Origin of the sequence: Amycolatopsis sp. NPDC051102, from assembly GCF_040682815.1 — a bacterium.
Taxonomy (GTDB): domain Bacteria; phylum Actinomycetota; class Actinomycetes; order Mycobacteriales; family Pseudonocardiaceae; genus Amycolatopsis.
Window position 1 is genome coordinate 132,134 of record NZ_JBFBBT010000014.1, and the last position, 24,474, is coordinate 156,607.

General features: G+C 74.3%; 2 protein-coding genes. Both read left to right on the top strand.

The features are described 5' to 3' along the window. The first annotated feature begins 11 nt into the window (after positions 1 to 11). Positions 12 to 14,741 carry a type I polyketide synthase gene (locus AB0M93_RS32310; RefSeq protein ID WP_364280394.1) on the top strand — a complete coding sequence of 4,910 codons (14,730 nt, stop codon included), beginning with the start codon at positions 12 to 14 and terminating at the stop codon, positions 14,739 to 14,741. After that, positions 14,738 to 24,283: an SDR family NAD(P)-dependent oxidoreductase gene (locus AB0M93_RS32315; RefSeq protein WP_364280397.1), complete on the top strand. Its 9,546-nt coding sequence runs from the start codon at positions 14,738 to 14,740 to the stop codon at positions 24,281 to 24,283. Before AB0M93_RS32310 ends, AB0M93_RS32315 begins: the two co-directional genes overlap by 4 nt. Positions 24,284 to 24,474: the final 191 nt, after the last annotated feature.

The window sequence follows — 24,474 nt, forward strand, 5'->3', positions numbered from 1 at the left end:
GGAGCTGAACCATGGCCACGCCCGAGAAGGTGCTCGACGCGCTGCGCGCCTCCGTCAAGGAGGCCGAGCGGCTGCGGCGGCAGAACCGGCAGCTCGTCGAGGCCGCGACCGAGCCGATCGCCATCGTCGCGATGGCCTGCCGGTTCCCCGGCGGGGTGCGCTCGCCGGAGGGGCTGTGGGACCTGGTGGCCCGCGGCGGCGACGCCGTCTCGGCGTTCCCGGCCAACCGCGGGTGGGACACGGCGGCGCTGTTCGGCGACCCCGGCCGGCCGGGCACGACCTACGCGCGGGAAGGCGCTTTCCTGCACGACGCGGACCTCTTCGACGCCGAGTTCTTCGGGATCTCGCCACGGGAAGCCTTGGCCATGGACCCGCAGCAGCGGCTGCTGCTGGAGACGTCGTGGGAGGCGTTCGAGCGCGCCGGGATCGACCCGGCGTCGCTGCGCGGCAGCCGGACCGGCGTGTTCGTCGGCTCCAACGGCCAGGACTACGCCACCCTCCTGCGGTCGTCGGCCGAGGACGTCGAGGGCTACCTCGGCACCGGCAACGCGGCGAGCGTCGTCTCCGGCCGGCTGGCGTACTTGTTCGGCTTCGAAGGATCGGCGCTGACCGTCGACACGGCGTGTTCGTCGTCGCTGGTCGCCCTGCACCTCGCGGCGCAGGCGCTGCGGCAGGGCGAATGCGACCTCGCGCTGGCCGGCGGGGTCACCGTGATGGCGACGCCGGGGACGTTCGTCGAGTTCAGCCGCCAGCGCGGGCTGGCGCCGGACGGCCGCGTCAAGGCGTTCGCCGAAGCGGCCGACGGCACCGGCTGGGGCGAAGGTGCCGGGGTGCTGCTGGTCGAGCGGCTGTCGGACGCGCAACGTCACGGTCACGACGTCCTGGCGGTGGTGCGCGGCTCGGCGGTCAACCAGGACGGCGCGTCCAACGGCCTGACCGCGCCGAACGGCCCGGCCCAGCAGCGCGTGATCCGGGCGGCCCTGGACAGTGCGCGCTTGTCCACTTCGGACATCGACGTCGTCGAAGCGCACGGCACCGGGACGACCCTGGGTGATCCGATCGAGGCGCAGGCGCTGCTGGCGACCTACGGCCAGGAGCGGGAAACGCCGCTGTGGCTGGGTTCGGTGAAGTCCAACATCGGGCACACGCAAGCCGCGGCGGGCGTGGCCGGGGTGATCAAGATGGTCATGGCGATGCGGCACGGCGTCCTCCCGCGGACGCTGCACGTCGACGCGCCATCGTCTCATGTTGACTGGTCGGCTGGATCGGTGGAGCTGCTGACCGAACCGCGCGAATGGACGGCCGATCGCCCGCTGCGGGCCGCGGTGTCGTCGTTCGGCGTCAGCGGCACCAATGCGCACACCATTCTCGAGTCCGTCCCCGCCCCCGAGCCGGTGCCCGCGGAGGCGCCGGTGGGGACGCTGACGCCGTGGGTGCTGGCAGCCAAGACTCCGGAAGCGTTGCAGGCGCAGATCTCCCGGCTCGCCGAGGTGACGGCTGATCCTGCGGACGTCGCCCGGACGCTGACCACCCGGACGGCGTTCGAACACCGCGCGGTCGTCCTCGATGCGAAGGTGATCACCGGAGAGGTCCGGGAAGGCGCTCGGCTGGCGGTGCTGTTCACCGGGCAGGGCGCCCAGCGGGCTGGGATGGGCCGGGAGCTGTACAACCTTTTCCCGGTCTACGCCTCGGCTTTCGACGAGGTTTGTGCGCAGCTCAGTCTGGAGTTGCGCGAGGCGTTCGACGACGCTGAGCGCCTGGATCGGACCGAGTTCACTCAGCCCGCGTTGTTCGCTCTTGAGGTCGCTCTGTTCCGGCTGGTCGAGTCCTTCGGCGTGCGGCCGGATTTCGTGGCGGGGCATTCGATCGGGGAGATTTCGGCGGCGCATGTGGCGGGGGTGCTGTCCCTTGAGGATGCTTGCCGCCTTGTGTCGGCGCGGGCGTCGCTGATGCAGGCGCTGCCGCCGGGTGGGGCGATGGTGTCGATCGCTGCGCCGGAGTCGGCCATCACGCTGACCGACGGTGTGTCCATCGCGGCGGTCAACGGGCCCGAATCGGTCGTCATCTCGGGCGACGAGGCCGCGGTGCTGGCCATTGCGGCACAGTTTCCGAAGACCAAGCGGCTCGCCGTGAGTCACGCGTTCCACTCGCCGTTGATGGATCCGATGCTCGACGACTTCCGGGCGGTGGCGGAAACCTTGGCGTACCGCCCGGCGGAGATACCGGTGCTCTCGAATGTGAGCGGTGCTCTCGCCGAGCCGTTCACCGCGGACTACTGGGTCCGGCACGTGCGTGAGACCGTCCGGTTCGCCGATGGTGTCGCCACCCTCGAAGCCGAAGGTGTCCGCACCTTCCTCGAACTCGGTCCCGACGGCGTGCTCAGTGCGATGGTCGGCAGGTCCGCGATCCCGGCCCTGCGACGAGACCGGCCGGAGGAACGGACCCTCCTGACCGCCCTCGCCGGGGTGTGGGTCCGTGGCGGCATCGTCGATTGGGCCGCCTACCTGCCCGCCGGTCCACGCGCCGACCTGCCGACGTACCCCTTCCAGCGGGAACGCTTCTGGCCGACGCCAGGCGAAGGCGCGCTCGACGTGGCGGCCCTCGCCGCCGAACTCGACGTCCCCGAAGACACCCTGGGACACGCTCTGACGGCTGTGCGGCAACGCCGCGCGGAGACCGCCGGCCGGTACCGGGTCACGTGGACGCCCCTGCCGACCGCCGATACCCCTGCGCTGTCCGGTGACTGCCTCGTCGTCGACCCGTCCCCGCAGCTGGAAGCCGCCCTCACCGGCTGGGACGGGCGCGTGCTGCGGCTCGACGGCCCGGTCACCGCCGAGGACCTGCGCGGTGCCGAGCCGGTCGTCGTGCTCAGCGGCGCCGGTCCGGAAGGGACGATCGGCCTCCTCCGGGCCCTCGGCGAAGCGGGAATCAAGGCACCGCTGTGGTGCGTCACCTCGGGAGCCGTGCGGGTCACCGACGCCGATCCCGCGCCCGATCCGGAGCAGGCCGCCGTCTGGGGCCTCGGCCGCGTCGCCGCGCTCGAACACCCCGATCGCTGGGGCGGTCTGCTCGACCTGACGTCCACTGTGAATCCGGCACGGTTCCGGGCCGCCCTCGGCGGTGACGAGGACCAGGTTGCCCTGCGCGCGGACGGAAGCTTCGGCCGACGGCTCGAGCACGCCCCGCCGGCGGGTCCGGCGTGGACCCCGCGCGGCACCGTGCTGGTCACCGGCGGCACCGGCGCCCTGGGCACGCACGTCGCCCGCCGCCTCGCTCGCGAGGGCGCCGACCACCTCGTGCTCGTCTCCCGCCGCGGCGCCGACGCGCCCGGGGCCGCCGAGCTGAGCGCCGAGCTGGCCGAGCTCGGCGCCCGGGTGACGTTCGCCGCCGGCGACGTCGCGGACCGGGACTTCGTCGCCGGCCTCCTGGACCGGGTCGGCGCCGGGCTCACCGCCGTCGTGCACACGGCCGGGATCGTCCGGTCCGCGCCACTGTCCGAAGTGGACGACTTCGCCGCGCAGTGGGCGGCCAAGGCGACCGGCGCGCGCCACCTCGACGAGCTGCTCGCCGACACCGACCTCGACGCGTTCGTCCTCTTCTCCTCGATCGCCGGGGTCTGGGGCAGCGGGCAGCAGGGCTGTTACGGCGCCGCCAACGCCTACCTCGACGCGCTCGCCGAAGCCCGCCGCGCCCGCGGCCTGGCCGCCACCGCGGTGGCCTGGGGTCCGTGGGCGGACGGCGGCATGGCCGCCGACAACGACGCCGAGGACTACCTGCTCCGCCGCGGCCTCCGCGCGCTGGACCCGGCCGTCGCCGTCTCGGCCCTCCTGCACGCCGCGGGCGGCGACACGAACGTCACCGTCGCCGACGTCGACTGGGCCCGGTTCACCGCGGCCTTCACCTCCCGGCGGCCGAGCCCGCTGCTCACCACCATCCCCGAAGCCGGTCCCGAACCGGAGACCCCCGCGACCGGCGGGCTGGTCGCCCGGCTGCGCGGCCTGACCCCGGCCGTCGCCGGCGAGGTGCTGCTCCAGCTCGTCCGCGACCAGGCCGCCGCGGTCCTCGGCCACGCCAGTGCGGCCGCCGTCGCGCCGGACCGCGCCTTCCAGGACATCGGCTTCGACTCCCTGACCGCGATCGAGTTCCGGGACGCCCTGCGCGCGGAAACCGGGCTCGCCCTGCCGGCGACCCTGGTCTACGACTGGCCGACGCCGGCCGCGCTCGCCGAGCACCTGAGCGCCGGTGTCCTGGGCGACGCGGCCGAACCCGTCACGACGACGGTGTCCGCCACCGACGAGCCCATCGCGATCGTCGCGATGAGCTGCCGGTACGCGGGCGGGATCGCGTCGCCGGAAGACCTGTGGCGCCTGGTGTCCGAAGGCGCGGACGCGGTGTCGGGCTTCCCGGCGGACCGCGGCTGGGACCTGGAGAACCTGTACGACGCCGATCCGGCCCGCCTCGGCTCGGTGACCGTGACCGAGGGCGCGTTCCTCGACGCGGCGGGCGGGTTCGACGCCGGGTTCTTCGGTATTTCCCCGCGCGAGGCCCTCGCGATGGACCCGCAGCAACGGCTCCTGCTGGAGCTCGCGTGGGAGGCGTTCGAGCGCGCGGGCCTCGACCCGGCGACCGTGCGCGGCAGCCGGACCGGCGTGTTCGCGGGCACCAACAGCCACGACTACACGACCCTGCTCCTGAATTCGGCCGACGTCCTGGAGGGGCACCTCGCCACCGGCAACGCGGCGAGCGTCGCCTCGGGCCGGCTGGCCTACACCTTCGGTTTGGAGGGCCCGGCCGTCTCCGTCGACACGGCGTGTTCGTCGTCGCTGGTGGCGCTGCACCTGGCCGTCCAGTCGCTGCGGCTCGGCGAGTGCACGATGGCCTTGGCCGGCGGCGTCACGGTGATGGCCACGCCGGGAACGTTCGTCGAGTTCAGCCGCCAGCGCGGGCTCGCCGCCGACGGCCGCTGCAAGGCGTTCGCGGACGCCGCGGACGGCACGGCCTGGGGCGAAGGCGCGGGCCTGCTGCTGCTGGAGCGGCTGTCGGACGCCGAGCGGAACGGCCACCGCGTGCTCGCCGTGGTCCGCGGCTCGGCGGTCAACCAGGACGGCGCGTCCAACGGCCTGACCGCCCCCAACGGCCCGGCCCAGCAACGGGTCATCCGCGCCGCACTGGCCGACGCCGGCCTGTCCACATCGGATGTCGACGTCGTGGAGGCACACGGCACCGGCACGACCCTGGGCGACCCGATCGAGGCTCAGGCGCTGCTGGCGACGTACGGCCAGGAGCGGGAAACGCCGCTGTGGCTGGGTTCGGTGAAATCCAACATCGGGCACACCCAGGCGGCGGCGGGGGTCGCCGGGGTGATCAAGATGGTGATGGCCATGCGCCACGGCGTGCTGCCGCGAACGCTGCACGTCGACGCGCCTTCGTCGCATGTGGACTGGACTTCGGGCGCGGTCGAGCTCCTGACCGAGTCGCGCGAGTGGACGGCCGACCGTCCACTGCGGGCGGCGGTCTCGTCGTTCGGGATGAGCGGGACCAACGCGCACACCGTCCTGGAAGCCGTTCCCCCGGCGGAAACCGAGCCGAGCGCTGCGCCGGGACCGGTGCCGTGGGTGCTGTCGGCACGGTCGGCCGATGCGCTGCGCGGACAGGCGCAGGCCCTGCTCGCCAGGGTGGACGAGTCGCCCGCGGACGTCGGGTTCTCCCTGGCCACCACCCGGGCCTCGCTGCCGCACCGCGCCGTCGTGGTCGGCGACCACTCCGCCGGCTTGACCGCTTTGGCCGAGGGCGCTCCGGCGGCGAACGTCGTCACCGGCGTGGCCGGAGCGCCGGGCAAGGTGGCGCTGGTGTTCCCGGGCCAGGGCTCGCAGTGGGCGGGCATGGCCCTCGAACTGGCGGAGTCGTCCCCGGGGTTCGCTAGCCGGCTCGACGAGTGCGCGCTCGCCCTGGAGTCCTTCGTGGACTGGTCGCTCCGCGATGTCCTAGCCGATCCGGCGGCGCTGAACCGGGTCGACGTGGTGCAGCCCGCGTTGTTCGCGGTGATGGTCTCCCTCGCCGAGCTGTGGCGCTCGCACGGCGTGGTCCCGGACGCGGTCATCGGCCACTCCCAGGGCGAGATCGCGGCCGCGGTCGTGTCGGGTGCGCTGTCGCTTGAGGACGGTGCTCGGGTGGTGACCCTGCGCAGCAGGGCGATCCTGGCGCTGGCCGGGCTCGGCGGAATGGTTTCGGTGGCGGTTCCGCTCGCCGCGGTGGAAGCCCGGCTGACCGAGGGGCTGTCGATCGCGGCGGTGAACGGCCCCGCCGCGGTGGTGGTCTCCGGCGAGCGCGACGCCCTCGACGCCCTGATCGCGTCCTGCGAAGCCGACGGCATCCGCGCCAAGCGCGTCCCCGTGGACTACGCCTCCCACTCGGTCCAGGTCGAGCAACTGCGCGGCGAACTCCTCGACGTCCTGGCCCCGATCACACCCCGCCGAGGCGAGGTGCCGTTCCTCTCGACGGTGACGGGGGAGTGGGACGAAGAGCTGGACGCCGGGTACTGGTACACCAACCTCCGCACCACGGTCCGCCTGGACACGGCGATCGAGCGCCTGAAGAACGAAGGCTTCGGCACCTTCATCGAAGCCTCGCCGCACCCCGTGCTGACCATGGCGATCGGCGAGGACGTCGTCGCACTGGGCAGCCTCCGCCGGGACGACGGCGGCCTCACCCGCTTCCAGACCGCCCTCGCCGAAGCGCACGTCACCGGGGTCCGGGTCGACTGGAGCCCGGCCTTCCCGGCCGCCCACGTCGTCGACCTCCCCACCTACGCCTTCCAGCGCAAGCAGTACTGGCCCCGCCCGGCCACCCGCACCGGCGACGCCGCCGGGCTCGGCCTCGGCGCGGTCGACCACCCGCTGCTCGGCGCCGCCGTCACCCTCGCCGGCGACGACCGGCTCGTCCTCACCGGACGGCTGGCCCGGCAGACTCACCCCTGGCTCGCCGACCACGACATCCTCGGCACCGCCCTGCTGCCCGGCACGGCGTTCGCCGAACTCGCCGTCCACGCCGGGGACCACACCGGCTGCGGCACGGTCGAAGAACTCACCCTCGGCGCGCCCCTGGCCGTGCCCGCCACCGGCGGCGTCCAGCTGCAGGTCGTCGTCGACGAACCCGGCGACGACGGCCGCCGCGGCATCACCATCAGTGCCCGCCCCGACCGGCCCGGCGCGCGCTGGACCCGGCACGCCCAGGGCGTCCTGGCCCCCGGCACGCCCGAACCCGCGGTGACCCCGGCGGACTGGCCGCCCGCCGGCGCCGAGGCGCTCGACGTCGACGCCCACTACGCCGCCCTCGCCGAAGCCGGGTACCACTACGGGGCCGCCTTCCGCGGCCTGCGTGCGGCCTGGCGCGGCGACGGCGAGGTGTTCGCCGAGGTGGAGCTGCCCGCCGCCGACGCGTTCGCCGTCCACCCGGCCCTGCTCGACGCCGCCCTGCACGCGATCGGCCTCGGCGGGTTCTTCCCCGACGACGGCCGGGCGCGGCTCCCGTTCGCCTTCACCGACGTCGCCCTGTTCGCGACCGGGGCCACCGCCTTGCGCGTGCGGCTCGCCGCGGCCGGGCCGAACGCGGTCTCGGTCGTGGCCACCGATCCCGCCGGCCACCCGGTCGCGAGCATCGGCTCGCTCGCGTTCCAGGTGACGTCCACTGCGGACGAAGTGCCGGATGCGCTGTTCCGCACCGAATGGGTCCCGCTCACCGCGGCCGGTGACGCTCCCGGATTCGCCTGGCTGTCCGGCTCCTTGGCCGATCTCGACGTCGTGCCGGAGGCGGTGGTCCTGCCGGTGACCGGCCTCGACCAGGTCCTCACGACCGCGCAGCAGTGGGTGACCGACCCGCGGTTCGCCGCGTCCCGGCTGGTCGTGCTCACCACCGGCGCGCTCGCCGCGCTGCCCGGCGACCCGGTACCCGGCCTCGACCAGGCGCCCGCCTGGGGCCTGATCCGCTCGGCCCAGACCGAGCACCCGGGCCGGTTCGTGCTGGTGGACGTCGACGAGCGATCCGACGCCGAAGCCGCGATCGGAACGGCCCTGGTCTCGGGCGAGCCGCAGGTCGCGGCCCGCGCCGGGACGCTGCTCGCCGCGCGGCTGGCCCGTCCCGCCACCGAGCTGACTTTGCCCGCGAGCGGTGCCTGGCGCGTCGGCACCACCGGTACCGGCACGCTCGACGGCCTGGCGACGTTCCCGGTCCCGGAGACCCCTCTCGGCCCGGACGAGATCCGCGTCGCGGTCCGCGCGGCCGGGCTGAACTTCCGCGACGTCCTGATCACCCTCGGCATGTACCCGGGGCAGGCGCTGATGGGCGGCGAGGCCGCCGGTGTCGTGCTGGAGGTCGGGGACGAGGTGCGCGGGCTCGCTGCCGGCGACCGTGTCACCGGCCTGTTCACCGGCGCGCTCGGCCCGGTCGCGGTCACCGACCACCGCCTGGTGACGCCGATGCCCGCGGACTGGAGCTTCGCCGAGGCCGCGTCGGTGCCCGTCGCGTTCGCCACCGCCTACTACGGCCTGTTCGACCTCGGCGGCCTGCAAGCGGGCCAATCCGTGCTCGTGCACGCGGCCGCGGGTGGCGTCGGGATGGCCGCCGTCCAGCTCGCCCGCTGGAAGAACGCCGAAGTGTTCGCCACGGCGAGCACCGGAAAGCACGACGTGCTCCGGGAGCTGGGTCTCGACGCCGTCCACATCGGAGACTCGCGGTCACTGTCCTTCGAGGACCACTTCCGCGCGGCGACCGGCGGACGCGGGGTCGACGTCGTGCTCGACGCCCTCGCGGGCGAGTTCGTCGACGCGTCCCTGCGCCTGCTGCCGCGCGGCGGCCGGTTCGTCGAGATGGGCAAGGCCGACGTCCGGGACGCCGAAGACGTCGCCCGCGCGCACGAAGGCGTCCGGTACCGCGCGTTCGACCTCATCGAGGCCGGACCCGGGCGCCTGCAGGAGATCCTGCGCGAACTGGCCGGGCTCTTCGAAGCCGGCGTGCTGACCCCGCTGCCGCGCCGGACCTGGGACGTGCGGCAGGTACCGGAAGCGTTCCGGTTCATCAGCCAGGCCCGGCACGTCGGCAAGAACGTCGTGACCCTGCCGCGGCCCCTCGACCCGGACGGCACCGTGGTCGTCACCGGCGGCACGGGCACGCTCGGCGCCCGCGTCGCGCGGCACCTGGTGACCGCGCACGGCGTCCGGCGGCTGCTGCTGCTCAGCCGCCGTGGCCCGGCCGCGCCCGGCGCCGCGGACCTGACCCGCGACCTGACCGCGCTGGGCGCCGAGGTGACCGTCGCCGCGTGCGACGCCGCCGACCGCGACGCACTGGCCGGGCAGCTGGCCGGCCGCGTCCTGACCGGGGTCGTGCACACCGCCGGCGTGCTCGACGACGGCCTGCTGACCAGCCTCGACCCGGCGAAGCTCGCGGACGTGCTGCGGCCCAAGGTGACCGCCGCCATCAACCTGCACGAGCTGACCCGGGACGCGGACCTGGCGCTGTTCGTGCTGTTCTCGGCCGCCGCGGGCGTGTTCGGCACGGCCGGGCAGGGCAACTACGCGGCCGCGAACACCGCCCTCGACGCACTGGCCGCGCACCGCCGCGCCCTCGGCCTGCCCGGCGTGTCCCTGGCCTGGGGCCTGTGGGCGGAGGCCAGCGGCATGACCGGCCACCTCGCCGCCGCCGACCTGGCCCGGATGGCGCGGGGCGGGATGACGGGGCTGTCGGACGCCGACGGCCTGGCGCTGTTCGACGCGGCCATCGCCCGCGGCGAGACCCTGGCCATTCCGGCCCGGCTCGACCTTTCCACGGCGGCCGGCCCGGTCCCGCCGCTGCTGCGCGGGCTCGTCCGCGGCACCCGCCGGACCGCCGCCGTCGCCACGGCCGACGGCGACCTGGCCGCCCGGCTGCGCACCCTGCCCGCGGCCGAGCGCGACCGCCGGCTGCTGGAACTGGTCCGCGACCACGTCGCCGCGGTGCTCGGTCACGACACCGCCGGCGACATCGAGCCGGACCGCTCGTTCGCCGAACTCGGCTTCGACTCGCTGACCGCCGTCGAGCTGCGCAACCGGCTCGCCGCGGCGACCGGCCTGCGGCTGCCCGCGACGCTCGTGTTCGACCACCCGGCTCCGGCGGCGCTGGGGGCCTTCCTGCGGACCGGGCTGCTCGGCGACGCCGCGCCATCGGCGCCGGTGGCTGCCGCCGCGGTGACCGGCGACGACCCGGTCGTCATCGTCGCGATGAGCTGCCGCTACCCGGGCTCGGTCGCCTCGCCGGAGGACCTGTGGTCCCTGGTGGCGGACGGTGTCGACGCGATCTCGCCGTTCCCCGCCGACCGCGGCTGGGACCTCGACGCCCTGTACGCGCCCGAACCCGGGACACCGGGGCGCGTCTCCACCCGCAGCGGCGGGTTCGTGGCCGGCGCCGGCCGGTTCGACCCGGAGCTGTTCGACATCTCGCCGCGCGAGGCGCTGACCATGGACCCGCAGCAGCGGCTGCTGCTCGAAGCGACGTGGGAGGCGTTCGAACGCGCCGGTATCGACCCGGCGTCGGTTCGCGGCAGCCGGACCGGCGTGTTCGTCGGCGCCGCCACCTCCGGCTACGGCACCGGCGCGGCCACCGACGGGCTCGAGGGGCACCTGATGACCGGCGGCACCTCGTCGGTGGCCTCGGGTCGGCTGTCCTACGTGTTCGGGCTGGAAGGCCCGGCGCTGACGGTGGACACGGCGTGCTCGTCGTCGCTGGTGGCGCTGCACCTGGCGGTGCAGGCGCTGCGGCGCGGCGAATGCGACCTGGCGCTCGCGGGCGGTGTCACGGTCATGCCGACGCCCGGCGTCCTGCTCGCCTTCAGCCAGCAGCGTGGCCTGGCCGCCGACGGCCGGTGCAAGGCGTTCGCCGAGGGCGCGGACGGGACGGGCATGGCCGAAGGCGTCGGCCTGCTGCTGGTCGAGCGGCTGTCGGACGCGCGTCGCCACGGGCACGAGGTGCTGGCCGTGGTGCGGGGTTCGGCGGTGAACTCGGACGGTGCGTCGAACGGCCTGACCGCCCCGAACGGCCCGGCGCAGCAGCGGGTCATCCGCGCGGCGCTGGCCGACGCCGGGCTGTCGCCGTCCGAAGTGGACGCCGTGGAGGCGCACGGCACGGGCACCGGGCTGGGCGACCCGATCGAGGCTCAGGCCCTGCTGTCGACCTACGGCCAGTCGCGGGAAACGCCGTTGTGGCTCGGATCGGTGAAGTCCAATGTGGGCCACACCCAGGCCGCGGCCGGGGTCGCGGGCGTCATCAAGATGGTCATGGCGATGCGGCACGGCGTGCTGCCGCGGACCCTGCACGTCGACGCGCCTTCGTCCCATGTGGACTGGAAGTCCGGCGCGGTCGAGCTGCTGACCGAGCCGCGCGAGTGGACTTCGGACGGTCCGCGGCGGGCGGGTGTCTCGTCGTTCGGGATCTCGGGCACCAACGCCCACACCATCTTGGAGGAGGCCCCGGACGTCGTCGCCGAGGAACGCGCGCCCGTCGCCGGGCCGGTGCCGTGGCTGCTGTCGGCCAAGAGCCCGGCCGCGCTGCGGGCCCAGGCGGCCCGGTTGCACGAGTTCCTGGACGGCCGCGAGGTGGTTCCCGCGGACGTCGCGTTGAGCCTGGCCACCACCCGGGCCGACCTCGGCCACCGCGCCGCGGTCGTCGGCGAGACCGGTCCGGAGCTGCTGGGCGGGCTGGCCGCGCTCGCCGGTGGCGACCTCGGCGCCCTCACCGGCAGCGGTAACCCCGGCCGGCTCGCCGTGCTCTTCACCGGCCAGGGCGCCCAACGGGCCGGGATGGGCCGGGAGCTGTACACGCGGTTCCCCGTGTTCGCGCGGGCCTTCGACGAGGTCCGGGCGCTGCTCGGGGAAATCGAGCTGGAGCAGCTCGACCAGACCGGGGCCGCGCAGCCCGCGATCTTCGCTCTGGAAGTCGCGTTGTTCCGGCTCGTCGAGTCCTGGGGTGTCCGGCCGGACTTCGTGGCCGGGCATTCGATCGGCGAGCTCGCGGCCGCGCACGTCGCCGGCGTGCTGTCGCTGCCGGACGCGTGCGCGCTGGTCGCCGCGCGGGCGAGCCTGATGCAGGCGCTGCCCGAGGGCGGCGCGATGGTCGCCGTCGGCGCACCGGAGGCCGACGTCCGGGCCGCGCTGACCGATGCGCGTGTCGGCATCGCCGCCGTCAACGGGCCGGCCGGCACGGTGATCTCGGGCGACGAAACCGCCGTGCTGGCGGTGGCCGGCGAGTTCGCGGGCCGCGGCGTCAAGACCAAGCGGCTGCGCGTGAGCCACGCGTTCCACTCGCCGCTGATGGACCCGATGCTGGCGGAATTCGGGGCGGTGGCGGCGAAACTGACCTACCGCGAGCCGGCGATCCCGGTCGTGTCGACGCTGACCGGCGCGCTCGCCGAGCCGTTCACCCCGGACTACTGGGTGCGGCACGTGCGTGAGACCGTCCGGTTCGCCGACGCCGTGCGCACCCTCGCCGGCCTGGGGGCGGGCACGTTCCTGGAACTCGGCCCCGACGGCGTGCTGTCGGCGATGGCGGCCGAGACCGCCGACGTCCCGGCGATCCCGGCACTGCGGGCGGGCGAAGACGAGCCGCGGGCGCTGGTCACCGCGTTCGCGCGGCTGCGGACCGCCGGCTACCCCCTCGACGCGTCGGCGCTCCTGCCGGGCGCCCGGCGGACCGAATTGCCGACGTACGCCTTCCAGCGGTCGCACTTCTGGCTCGAACCCGCGCCCCCGGCCGCCGACGGCGGGTTCTGGGCCGCGGTCGACGCGGGTGAGCTCGGCCTGGACGCCGACGCGGTGGCGGCGCTGGACCGCTGGCGTTCCTCGTCCACTGTGGACACCTGGCGATACCGCGTCACCTGGCGGCCCGTGGCCGGGTCCACGGGCCGGCTGACCGGCCGCTGGCTGATCCTGGCCGCGGACGGTTCGGGCGACGAGGTGGCGCAGGTATTGGCCGCCCACGGCGCCGAGCCGGTGGTCGAGCCCGGTCTGCGGGACCGCGCCGCGCTGACCGCCCTGCTGCGCGACCACGCCGACGTCGAAGGCGTCGTTTCCCTGCTGGCCTTCGGCGGCGACGCGGCGGCCGGGCTCGCCGCCAACCTCACGCTCACCCAGGCGTTCGCCGACTCCGGCGTCCCGGCCCGGCTGTGGTGCCTCACCCGGGGCGCGGTCCACGGCGTCTCCAGCCCCGGCCAGGCCACCACCTGGGGCTTCGGCCGGATCGCGGCCCTGGAGCTGCCGTCGGCCTGGGGCGGCCTCGCCGACCTGCCCGAGACGCTCGACGCGGCGGCCGGCGCCCGGCTCGCCGCGGTCCTCGCCGACGGCACCGAGGACGAGGTCGCCATCCGGCCCGACGGCGTCTTCGCCCGCCGGCTCGTCCCCGCCCCGGCCGGCCCGGCGCGGGACTGGCGGCCCCGCGGCACGGTCCTGGTCACCGGCGGCACCGGCGCACTCGGCGCGGCCGTCGCGCGGGAGCTCGCCACGGCGGGCGCCGAGCACCTCGTGCTCACCGGCCGGCGCGGCGCCCGGGCCCCCGGCGCGGCCGAGCTGGCCTCGGAGCTGTCCGCGCTCGGCGTCCGCGTCACCCTCGCCGCCTGCGACGCGGCGGACCGGGACGCCCTCGCCGAAGTCCTCGCGGCGATCCCGGCGGACCTGCCGCTGACCGCCGTCGTGCACGCCGCCGGCACCGGCCAGCACGGCCCGCTCACCGCCATCACGCCCGAGGAGGTGACCGCGGTCCTGGCCGGCAAGGTCGCCGGAGCCCGGCACCTCGACGAGCTGACCCGCGGCCACGACCTCGACGCGTTCGTGTTGTTCTCCTCGATCTCCGGGGTCTGGGGCAGCGGCGAACAGGCGGTCTACGGCGCGGCGAACGCCTACCTCGACGCGCTCGCGGAAGACCGCCGCGGCCGCGGGCTGCCCGCGACCGCGATCGCCTGGGGCCCGTGGGCCGAATCCGGGATGGCGGCCGACGCCGAAGCCGTGCGCATGCTGCGCGGCCGCGGCCTCCCGCCGATCGACCCCGCCCAGGGCGTCGCGGCCTTCCGCCGGGCGCTGGCCGCCGGCGACACGGCCGTCGTGGTCGCCGACGTCGACTGGACCCGGTTCGCCCCGGTCTTCACCGCGGCCCGGCCGCGCCCGCTGCTGGCCGACCTCCCGGCGGCGCGGGCCGCCCTCGCCGAACCGGAGCCGACGTCGACCGGGTTCGCCGCCCTGCCGGCCGGGGAACGGCCGAAGGCGCTGCTCACCCTGGTCCTCGACCAGGTCGCGGGGGTGCTCGGGCACGCGTCGGCCGAGGCGGTCGGACCCGAACGCGCGTTCAAGGAACTCGGCTTCGACTCCCTGATGGCCGTCGAGCTGCGCAACCGGCTCGCCGCCGGGACCGGCCTCAGCCTGCCCGCGTCCCTCGCCTTCGACCACCCGACCGCCGCCGACCTGGCCGAGGAACTGGACCGCCGGTTCGGCGGCTCGTCGTCCGGAGTCCGGCTGCTCGACGAACTCGACCGGCTGGCGGCCGCGTTCGAGACCGTCACCGAGGCGGACGTGGCGCGAGTCCCGGCGAGCGACGAGATCACCGCGCGCCTGAAGGGATTCCTCGCGCGCTGGAGCGAGCTGGCCGGCGGCTCGGCCGGCACCGACCTCGGCGAGGCCAGCGACGACGAGCTCTTCGACTTCATCGACAGCACCTTCCGTACTTCGTGAAAGACAGTGGGGCGGCGGCCATGGCCAACGAGCAGAAACTCCGTGACTACCTCAAGTTCGTCACGGCCGATCTGAAGGACACCCGCGACCGGCTCGCCGACGTCGAAGCCCGGGACCGCGAGCCCGTCGCGATCGTGGCCATGAGCTGCCGCTACCCGGGCGGCGTCGGCTCGCCCGAGGACCTGTGGCAGCTCGTCGAGAGCGGCACGGACGCGATCGGCGGCTTCCCCGGCGGCCGCGGCTGGCCGGCGAGCTCCTTCCAAGGCGGTTTCCTCCACGACGCCGGGGAGTTCGACGCCGCGTTCTTCGGCATCTCGCCCCGCGAGGCGCTCGCGATGGACCCGCAGCAGCGGCTGCTGCTGGAGACGTCGTGGGAACTCTTGGAACGTGCGCGGATCGCGCCGAAGTCGTTGCGGCGCAGCAGCACCGGCGTGTTCGTCGGTGGTGCCGCGTCCGGGTACGGCACTGATCGTCTTGCGGGGGTCCGGGTGGCGGAGCCCCCGGCCCGGGGCGAAGCCCCGGATGTCACTGATCGTCTTGCGGGGGTCCGGGTGGCGGAGCCCCTGGCCCGGGGCGAAGCCCCGGATGTCACCGAGGCACCCGACGACGAGGTCGCCGGCTACCTGCTCACCGGCACGGCAGGCAGCGTGCTGTCCGGGCGGCTGTCGTACCACCTCGGGCTGGAGGGCCCGTCGGTGACGATCGACTCGGCGTGTTCGTCGTCGCTGGTCGCGTTGCACCTGGCCGCCCAAGCCCTGCGGCGCGGCGAGTGCACCCTCGCGATCGCCGGCGGGGTCACGGTGATGGCGACGCCGGGCACGTTCGCGGAGTTCGACCGGCAGGGCGGCCTGGCGGCGGACGGGCGCTGCAAGGCGTTCGCGGACGCGGCGGACGGCACGGGCTGGGCGGAAGGTGCCGGCCTGCTGCTGGTCGAGCGCCTGTCGGACGCGCAGCGGAACGGGCACCCGGTCCTGGCGGTGCTGCGCGGCTCGGCGGTGAACTCCGACGGCGCGTCGAACGGCCTGACCGCCCCCAACGGTCCGTCCCAGCGCCGGGTCATCGCGGCCGCGTTGTCGGCGGCGCGTCTGTCCACTTCGGACGTGGACGTGGTCGAGGCGCACGGCACGGGCACCGCGCTCGGCGACCCGATCGAGGCCCAGGCGCTGCTGGACACCTACGGCCAAGACCGTTCCGAGCCGCTGTGGCTGGGTTCCCTCAAGTCGAACATCGGGCACACGCAGTCGGCATCCGGCGTCGCCGGGGTGATCAAGATGGTGATGGCCATGCGGCACGGCGTCCTGCCGCGGACGTTGCATGTGGACACCCCGTCGTCCCAAGTGGACTGGACGTCGGGTGCGGTGGAGCTGCTGACTTCGGCGCGCGAGTGGCCGTCCGGCGACCGGCCGCGCCGGGCGGGGGTGTCGTCGTTCGGGATCTCCGGGACGAACGCGCACGTGATCCTGGAAGAAGCGGCCCCTTCGCCTGCTGTGCCCGCGGCCGGATCGGCTGGCCCGGTGCCGTGGCTGGTTTCGGCCCGGGGTGTGGACGCCTTGCGTGCTCATGCTGCCGCTCTTGTGCCTCTGACCAGCGGAGATGTTGCGGACGTGGGGGCTGCTCTTCTCGGCCGCACGGCGTTCGAGGACCGGGCGGTCGTGTTCGGCACTGCCGATTCGTTGCGGACGGGCTTGTCCGCGCTCGCCGCCGGTGGTGGTGCGCCGAACGTGGTGAGCGGCCGGGTCGTGTCGGGCGGTCTGGCGGTGTTGTTCACCGGGCAGGGCGCGCAGCGGGTCGGGATGGGTCGGGGGTTGTACGAGCGGTTCCCGGTTTATGCTGCGGCTTTCGATGCGGTGCTGGCGCATTTCGATCCCTCGCTCCGCGAGGCGTTCGATGACGCGGAGATGCTGGATCGGACGGAGTTCACGCAGCCGGCGTTGTTCGCGGTCGAGGTCGCACTGTTCCGGCTCGTTTCGTCCTTCGGTGTGCGTCCGGATTTCGTGGCCGGGCATTCGATCGGGGAGATCTCGGCGGCGCATGTCGCTGGCGTGTTGTCTCTTGAGGACGCTTGCCGTCTGGTCTCTGCCCGTGCGTCTTTGATGCAGGCGTTGCCGTCCGGTGGGGCGATGGTGTCGATCGCCGCGCCCGAGTCTGCTTTGGACTTGCCCGACGGTGTTTCGGTTGCGGCGGTGAACGGTCCGGAGTCAGTCGTCATCTCGGGCGATGAGGCCGCGGTGCTGGCGGTGGCGGCTCAGTTCCCGAAGACCAAACGCCTTCCCGTGAGCCACGCGTTCCACTCGCACCTGATGGACCCGATGCTCTCGGAGTTTCGCGCAGTCGCCGAAACTTTGACGTATCGCCCGGCGGAGATACCGGTGCTCTCGAATGTGAGCGGTGCTCTCGCTGAGCCGTTCACGGCGGAGTATTGGGTGCGGCACGTCCGTGAGACGGTCCGCTTCTCCGACGGCATCTCGTCTCTGTCGGCCGAGGGTGTCGGGGTGTTCCTGGAGTTGGGCCCCGACGGGGTCTTGAGCTCGATGGTGCCGGGCGTGGCGGTCCCGGCGTTGCGCCGCGACCGCGAGGAGGAGCAGTCGCTGCTGACGGCGTTGGCGAGTCTGCACGTCCACGGCGTCGACGTCGACTGGACGTCGTTCCTGCCCGGCGAGGGCCGCGCGGACCTGCCGACGTACCCGTTCCAGCGGCAGCACTACTGGCTGCGGGCGCACCGCACCCGCCCGGACCCCACGTCCGGCTGGCGCTACCGAGCCGAGTGGACGCCCCTCACTCCGGAGGCCGGCGCCCCGGGGCAGTGGCTCCTGATCGCGCCGGAGGGCGACGAATCCGCGGCCCGCCTGGGCGAGTTGCTCACCGACGTGGTGTCGCTACCGACGGCCTCCCGCCCCGAGCTGGCCGCCCGCCTGCGCGCGGAGCCCGGCCGCGAATGGGCGGGAGTGCTGTCGGTGGGCGGCGACGTGGCATCGACAATGGCGGCGGTCCAGGCCGTGGGCGACGCGGGCATAGGGGCGCCACTGTGGTGCCTGACCAGCGGCGCGGTCACGATCGGCCCATCGGACCCGCTGAGGGCACCGGAGCAGGCGAGCATCTGGGGCTTCGGCCGCAGCGCAGCGCTGGAGATACCGCACCGCTGGGGCGGCTTGGTCGACCTCCCGCCCACGGTGGACGAGTGCACCGCCGAGCGGCTGCAGGCGGTTCTGCGCGGCAGCGAGGACCAGGTGGCAATCCGCCCCTCGGGAGCATTCGGCCGGCGCCTGGTGGCCGCCCCGCCGGGACCGCCGAGGTTCGCCGCGCCTGCGCCGGTCGGTGCAGTGGTCCGGCGCCCGGCCCAGGCAACCGGCGTGCTCCCCGCCGGCGCGGCGGAGAAGCACGCAGGTGCCGCTCCGGCAGTGGGCGTGTCCACTGTCAGCTCGGCGGAGGACCGGCAGTCGAGCGGCGCGGCCCAGGCGGTCGGTGTGCTCAGCAGCAGTGCGGCGGGTGAGCAGCAGAGCGGTACCGCTCCGGCGGCCGGTGTGTTCGCCGCCAGCGCGGCGGAGGACCGGCAGTCGAGCGGCACCGCCCCGGCAGTCGGTGTGTCCGCCGCCAGCGCGGCAAAGGATCAGCAGAGCGCCGCCCCGGCCACCGCGGGCACCGGCGTCCCAGCCCCCGGCGCGGCAACCGCCTGGCGACCCCGCGGCACCGTCCTGATCACCGGCGGCACCGGCGTCCTGGGCACCCGCGTCGCGCGGTGGGCGGCCGCCAACGGTGCCGAGCGCCTCGTCCTCACCTCCCGGCGCGGGCCGGATGCGCCCGGGGCTGCCGCGCTGGCCGACGAACTCGCCGCGGCCGGTACCGAAACCGCCGTCGAAGCCTGCGATGTCACCGATCGCGCCGCCCTTGCCGCCCTCCTCGAGCGCGTCGGCGCCGATCTTCGCGTTGTCGTGCACGCCGCCGGCGTCCTCGACGATGGCGTTCTCGACACCCTCACCCCCGAGCGCCTCGCCCAGGTCGAAGCGGCCAAGGTCGCCGGCGCGATCCACCTCAGCGAGCTGACCCACGACCTCGACGCCTTCGTGCTCTTCTCCGGCCTCGCCGGCACCCTCGGCGCAGCCGGCCAAGCCGCGTACGCCGCCGCCAACGCGCGGCTCGACGCCCTCGCCGAAACGCGCCGCGCCGCCGGGCAACCCGCGTGCGCCGTTGCCTGGGGACCGTGGGCCGGCGGCGGGATGGCCGACGCCGGCGTCACCGCCCGGCTCGGCGCCGCGGGCCTCCGGCCGCTCGACCCCGACCTCGCGCTCACCGCACTGGCGGACGCCCTGGCCGCGGGAGACACGACCGTCGCGATCGCCGACGTCGACTGGACGGTTTTCGGCCCCGCGTTCACCGCGGCCCGGCCCAGCCCGTTGCTCGCCGAGCTCGCGCCGCCCGCCGAGACCGCCGCCGCCGTCGAGGTCACCGAGGCCGGCATGCTGAACCTCGTCCGCGAACACGTCGCCGCCGTGCTGGGACACCCGTCGGCGGCCGCGGTCGATCGCCATCGCGCGTTCAGCGACCTCGGGTTCACCTCGCTCTCGGCGGTCGAGCTCCGCAACCGCCTGCGGTCCGCGACCGGCCTCGACCTCTCCGCGACCCTCACCTTCGACCACCCCGACCCCGCCACCCTCGCCCAGCACCTGTATGCAGTGCTCTCAAACGAGAGCACTGCTCTGGTTGCGCAAGCCCCGGTCACCGCCGGCGACGACGAGCCGATCGCGATCGTCGCCATGGCCTGCCGGTTCCCCGGCGGGATCGGGTCGCCGGAAGACCTGTGGGAGCTCGTCGCGCGCGGTGCCGACGCGCTGTCCGCGCCACCCGCCGATCGCGGCTGGCCGGACCACGCCGCCGTCCGGCCGGGCGGATTCCTCGCGGGTGCCGCGGACTTCGACGCCGCCCTCTTCGGCATCTCGCCGCGCGAAGCCCTGGCCATGGACCCGCAGCAGCGGATCCTCCTCGAGACGGCGTGGGAGCTGTTCGAGCGCGCGGGCCTCGACCCGCGCTCGGTCCGCGGCAAACGAATCGGCGTCTTCGCCGGCACCAACGGCCAGGACTACCCGGCGCTGCTCGCCGACGCGGGCGACGACGTCGCCGGGTACGTCGGCACGGGCAACGCGGCCGCCGTGGTGTCCGGCCGGATCGCCTACGCGTTCGGGCTGGAAGGCCCGGCGGTCACCGTGGACACGGCGTGCTCGTCGTCGCTGGTCGCGCTGCACTGGGCGCGCCAGGCGCTGCGGGCCGGCGAGTGCGACCTCGCGATCGCCGGTGGTGTCACCGTGATGGCGACACCCGGGGCGTTCGTGGAGTTCGACCGGCAGGGCGGCCTCGCCCCGGACGGCCGCTGCAAGGCGTTCGCCGAAGCTGCGGACGGCACCGGCTGGGGCGAAGGCGCGGGCCTCCTCCTGGTGGAGCGGTTGTCGGACGCCCGCCGGCTCGGTCACGACGTCCTGGCCGTCGTGCGCGGCTCGGCGGTCAATTCGGACGGCGCGTCCAACGGCCTGACGGCGCCGAACGGCCCGTCGCAGCAACGGGTCATCCGTGCGGCGCTGGCCGACGCCGGACTGTCGCCGTCCGAAGTGGACGCGGTCGAGGCGCACGGCACGGGAACCGAACTGGGTGACCCGATCGAAGCCCAGGCCCTGCTGGCCACCTACGGTCAGGAGCGCGACGAGCCGCTGTGGCTGGGTTCGGTGAAGTCGAACCTGGGGCACACCCAAGCCGCCGCCGGGGTCGCCGGGATCATCAAGATGGCCATGGCCATGCGGAACGGCGTCCTGCCGCAGACGCTCAATGTGGACACGCCGTCGTCCCATGTGGACTGGACGTCAGGTTCGGTGGAGCTCCTCGCGGAGACGCGGAAGTGGCCGTCCGATCGCCCGCGGCGCGCGGGCGTGTCGTCGTTCGGGATTTCCGGCACCAACGCGCACACGATCCTCGAGCAGGCGCCCGACGACGTCGTGGTCCACGACACCGCTCCGGCCGGGCTTCTCCCGGTGCTGCTCTCCGCGCAGACGGAGTCCGGGCTGCGGGAGCAGGCCCGGCGCTTGCTCGCCGCCGAGCGCGGGGCGCTGCCGGACGTCGCCTTCTCGGCGGCGAACGCCCGTGCGGCGCTGGCACGCCGTGCGGTGGTGCTCGCCGAGGACGACACCGACCTGGTCCACGGCCTGACCGCGCTGGCGTCCGGAGCGTCGGACCCTTCCGTGGTGCGTGGGGAGGTGGTCGCCGGCTCGCTCGCCGTGCTGTTCACCGGCCAGGGGGCGCAGCGGGCCGGGATGGGCCGGGGGCTGTACCACCGGTTCCCGGTGTATGCGACGGCGTTCGACGCGGTGTGCGCCGAATTCGACCGGCTCCTGGACCGTCCATTGCGGAACGTTGTCTTCGACGGATCCTCTTTGGACTCTACGGGATACACGCAGCCTGCTCTGTTCGCCGTCGAGGTGGCGTTGTTCCGGCTGTTCTCGTCGCGGGGCGTGCGGCCGGACTTCGTGGCCGGACACTCGATCGGTGAGATCTCGGCGGCGCACGTCGCCGGTGTCCTGTCTCTTGTGGACGCTTGCCGGTTGGTGGCGGCGCGGGCGTCCCTGATGCAGGCGTTGCCGCCGGGTGGGGCGATGGTGTCGATTGCCGCACCCGAGTCCTCCATCGTCTTGACGGACGGCGTTTCGATCGCGGCGGTGAACGGCCCGGAGTCGGTGGTGATTTCGGGCGACGAGGCTGCGGTGCTGGCTGTCGCGGCCCAGTTCCCGAAGACCAAGCGGCTGACGGTGAGTCACGCGTTCCACTCACACCTGATGGATCCGATGCTGGCGGAGTTCCGTGCGGTAGCCGAAACCCTGACTTACCACCCGGCTGAGATACCGGTGCTCTCGAATGTGAGCGGTGCTCTCGCTTCGTCGTTCACGGCGGAGTACTGGGTGCGGCACGTGCGGGAAGCGGTCCGGTTCGCCGACGGTGTCTCGACGCTCTCGGCTGCGGGGGCCGAGGTGTTCCTGGAGCTGGGCCCGGACGGTGTTCTCAGCGCGATGGTGCCGGGGACCGCGATCCCGGCGTTGCGCCGCGACCGCGACGAAGAACGGACGTTCTTGTCCGCCCTGGCCGCGTTGCACACGAACGGGGTGCCGGTGGACTGGACGGCGTTGCCCGGCCACCGGATTCCGTTGCCGACCTACGCGTTCCAGCGGGAGCGCTTCTGGCCGGCGCCGTCCCCGCGGGCGGTGGGCGGCGAGGTGGACGCCCGGTTCTGGGCGGCGGTCGACCGCGCGGACGTGGCCGGGTTGTCGGCGGAGACGGGCGTGCCCGAGCCGGATGTGGCGAAGGTGCTGCCGGCGCTGGCGTCGTGGCGGCGGGAGCGTGGGGAGGTTGCGGTGACGGAGTCGTGGCGCTACCGGGTCACGTGGGTCCCGGTGCCGGAGCCCGCCCCGGCAACCCCGGAGGGCCGGTACGCGATCGTGGCACCTCCCGGCGCGGCCCGCACCTGGGCGGACGCGTTGGCACGGCCGGGAGTTCTCGTGGTCGGGCCGGGCGAGTTGCCGGCGGAGCCGCTGGACGGAGTGCTGCTGGTGTCAGCACCCGGCGACGACGCGCTGGACAACGCGGTCGCGCTGGCGAGGACGCCGGCCAGGCTGTGGTGCGTGACGCTCGGCGCGGTCGCGGTACCGGGCGACGACGGTCCGGGCGACGTGGAGTTGGCGGGGCTGTGGGGCTTCGGACGCGCTTTGGCCCTGGAGACCCCGGACCGCTGGGGCGGCCTGGTCGACGTGCCGCAGGTGCCGGACGAGCAGCAGGTGGCCTGGGTGTGGGGGATCGTGACGGGCAGCGGGAACCAGAGCGAGGTCGCGGGCCTCGCCACAGGCGCGGGCGGCGAGCAGCGACGGCCAGTTACGGCAGCTGCCAGCGCGAGCGGCGACGGCCTGCCGCAACCTGCTGTGGTCGGCGGTGAGCGGCGAGCTGCCGAGACTCCGGCGGTTGCCGTCGGCTCTGGTGGTGTGAGGCGGCCGCAACCGGCCGAGGCCGCCAGTGACCGGCGGGCTGGCACGGCTGCCAGCGCGAGCGGCGAGGGCCTGCCGCAACCTGCCGAGGCCGCCAGTGACCGGCGGGCTGCCAGCGCGCGCGACGAGGGCCTGCCGCAACCCGCTAAAGCTCCGGCGATCGCCGCCAAGAAACCCCAACCTGCCCAACCCTCCATGCACCTCACCACCGGCGAAGACCAGCTCGCCCTCCGCCCGAACGGCGTCTTCGCCCGGCGCCTGGTCCGCGCCCCCCTCCCGACCCCCGCCCCCTCCTGGACCCCCGCCGGCACCGTCCTCATCACCGGTGGCACCGGCGCCCTCGGCGCCGCCGTGGCCCGCTGGGCCGCCCACGCCGGTGCCGCTCACCTCGTCCTCCTGAGCCGCCGGGGGCTCGATGCTCCCGGTGCCGCCGCGCTCGCCGAGGAACTTCCCGCCACCGTTGTCGCCTGTGACGTCAGTGATCGCGACGCTCTCGCACGGACCCTCCGGGACCTCCCGAAGATCACCGCCGTCATCCACGCCGCCGGGGTCAGCCAGGCCGCCGCCTTCCAGGACCTCGGCGACCACGACTTCCGGCACGTCCTCGAAGCCAAAGTCGCCGGAGCCCGGCACCTCGACGAACTCCTCGGCGACGACCTCGAAGCCTTCGTCCTCTTCTCCTCCATCGCCGGCGTCTGGGGCAGTGGCGGCCAGACCGCCTACGCCGCCGCGAATGCGCAGCTCGACGCCCTCGCCGCGCGACGGCGGGCCCGCGGGGGCGTTGCCACGTCCGTCGCCTGGGGACCCTGGGACGGTGCCGGCATGGCCGCCGGCGAAGCCGAGCAGGACCACCTCCGCCGCCGCGGGCTCACGCCGATGGCTCCGGCCCGGGCCCTGGCCGCGCTCAAGACCGTGGGAAGCGATGACGTCGTCGTCGCCGACGTCGACTGGGCGCGGTTCGCGGCTGCCTTCACCGCGACGCGGGCCAGCCGGCTGCTCGACGAGCTGCCCGAGGCCCGGCTTCCCGAGCCGGTCGGGGAAACGGCCGGGACCAGCCGGTTCGCCGGACTCGCGCCCGCCGAACTGCGAGCCGAGCTCGTCGCCCTCGTCCGGGGCGAGGCCGCGCACGTGCTGGGGCACGCCTCCGCCTCCGCCGTCGAGCCGAACCGGGCGTTCAGCGACCTCGGCTTCGACTCGCTCACCGCCGTCGAGCTGCGGACCCGGCTCGCCGCCGCGACCGGGCTCACGCTGCCGCCCACCCTCGTGTTCAACCACCCCAACCCGGACGCGCTCGCCGAACACCTGCAGGCGCAGCTGGGGGACAGCGTCCCGAGCGTCCTCGCCGAACTCGACCGCCTGGAAGCCGCGCTGGACGGCGGTGAACCCGACCAGCTGACGCGGTCCGAGCTCACCGTCCGGCTGCAGGCGCTGCTGAGCCGGTACGCCGAACCGGAAACGAATACCGGCGACCTCGAATTCGCCGACGACGACGCCCTTCTCGCATTCATCAACAATGACCTCGGAAAAATGTAGTACCCGCAAAAACAACGGAAATCCCGCTCTCCGCCGAGAGCGGGATTTCCCTGCGTAGGGGCCCCTGTTAAGGGGGATCTTTAGGGGTTGTAGGCCCAAAACCGGTCCCATAGCCTCACTTTGATGCCACTTCGGCGCGCGGATGTGCCGGGTGTCCGCACTTCGCTGGAGAAAAGGCTGGTGGCACTGAC

Coding starts and splice junctions, on each gene's coding strand:
- AB0M93_RS32310 (WP_364280394.1), top strand. CDS start 12: ATGGCCACGCCCGAGAAGGTGCTCGACGCGCTGCGCGCCTCCGTCAAG.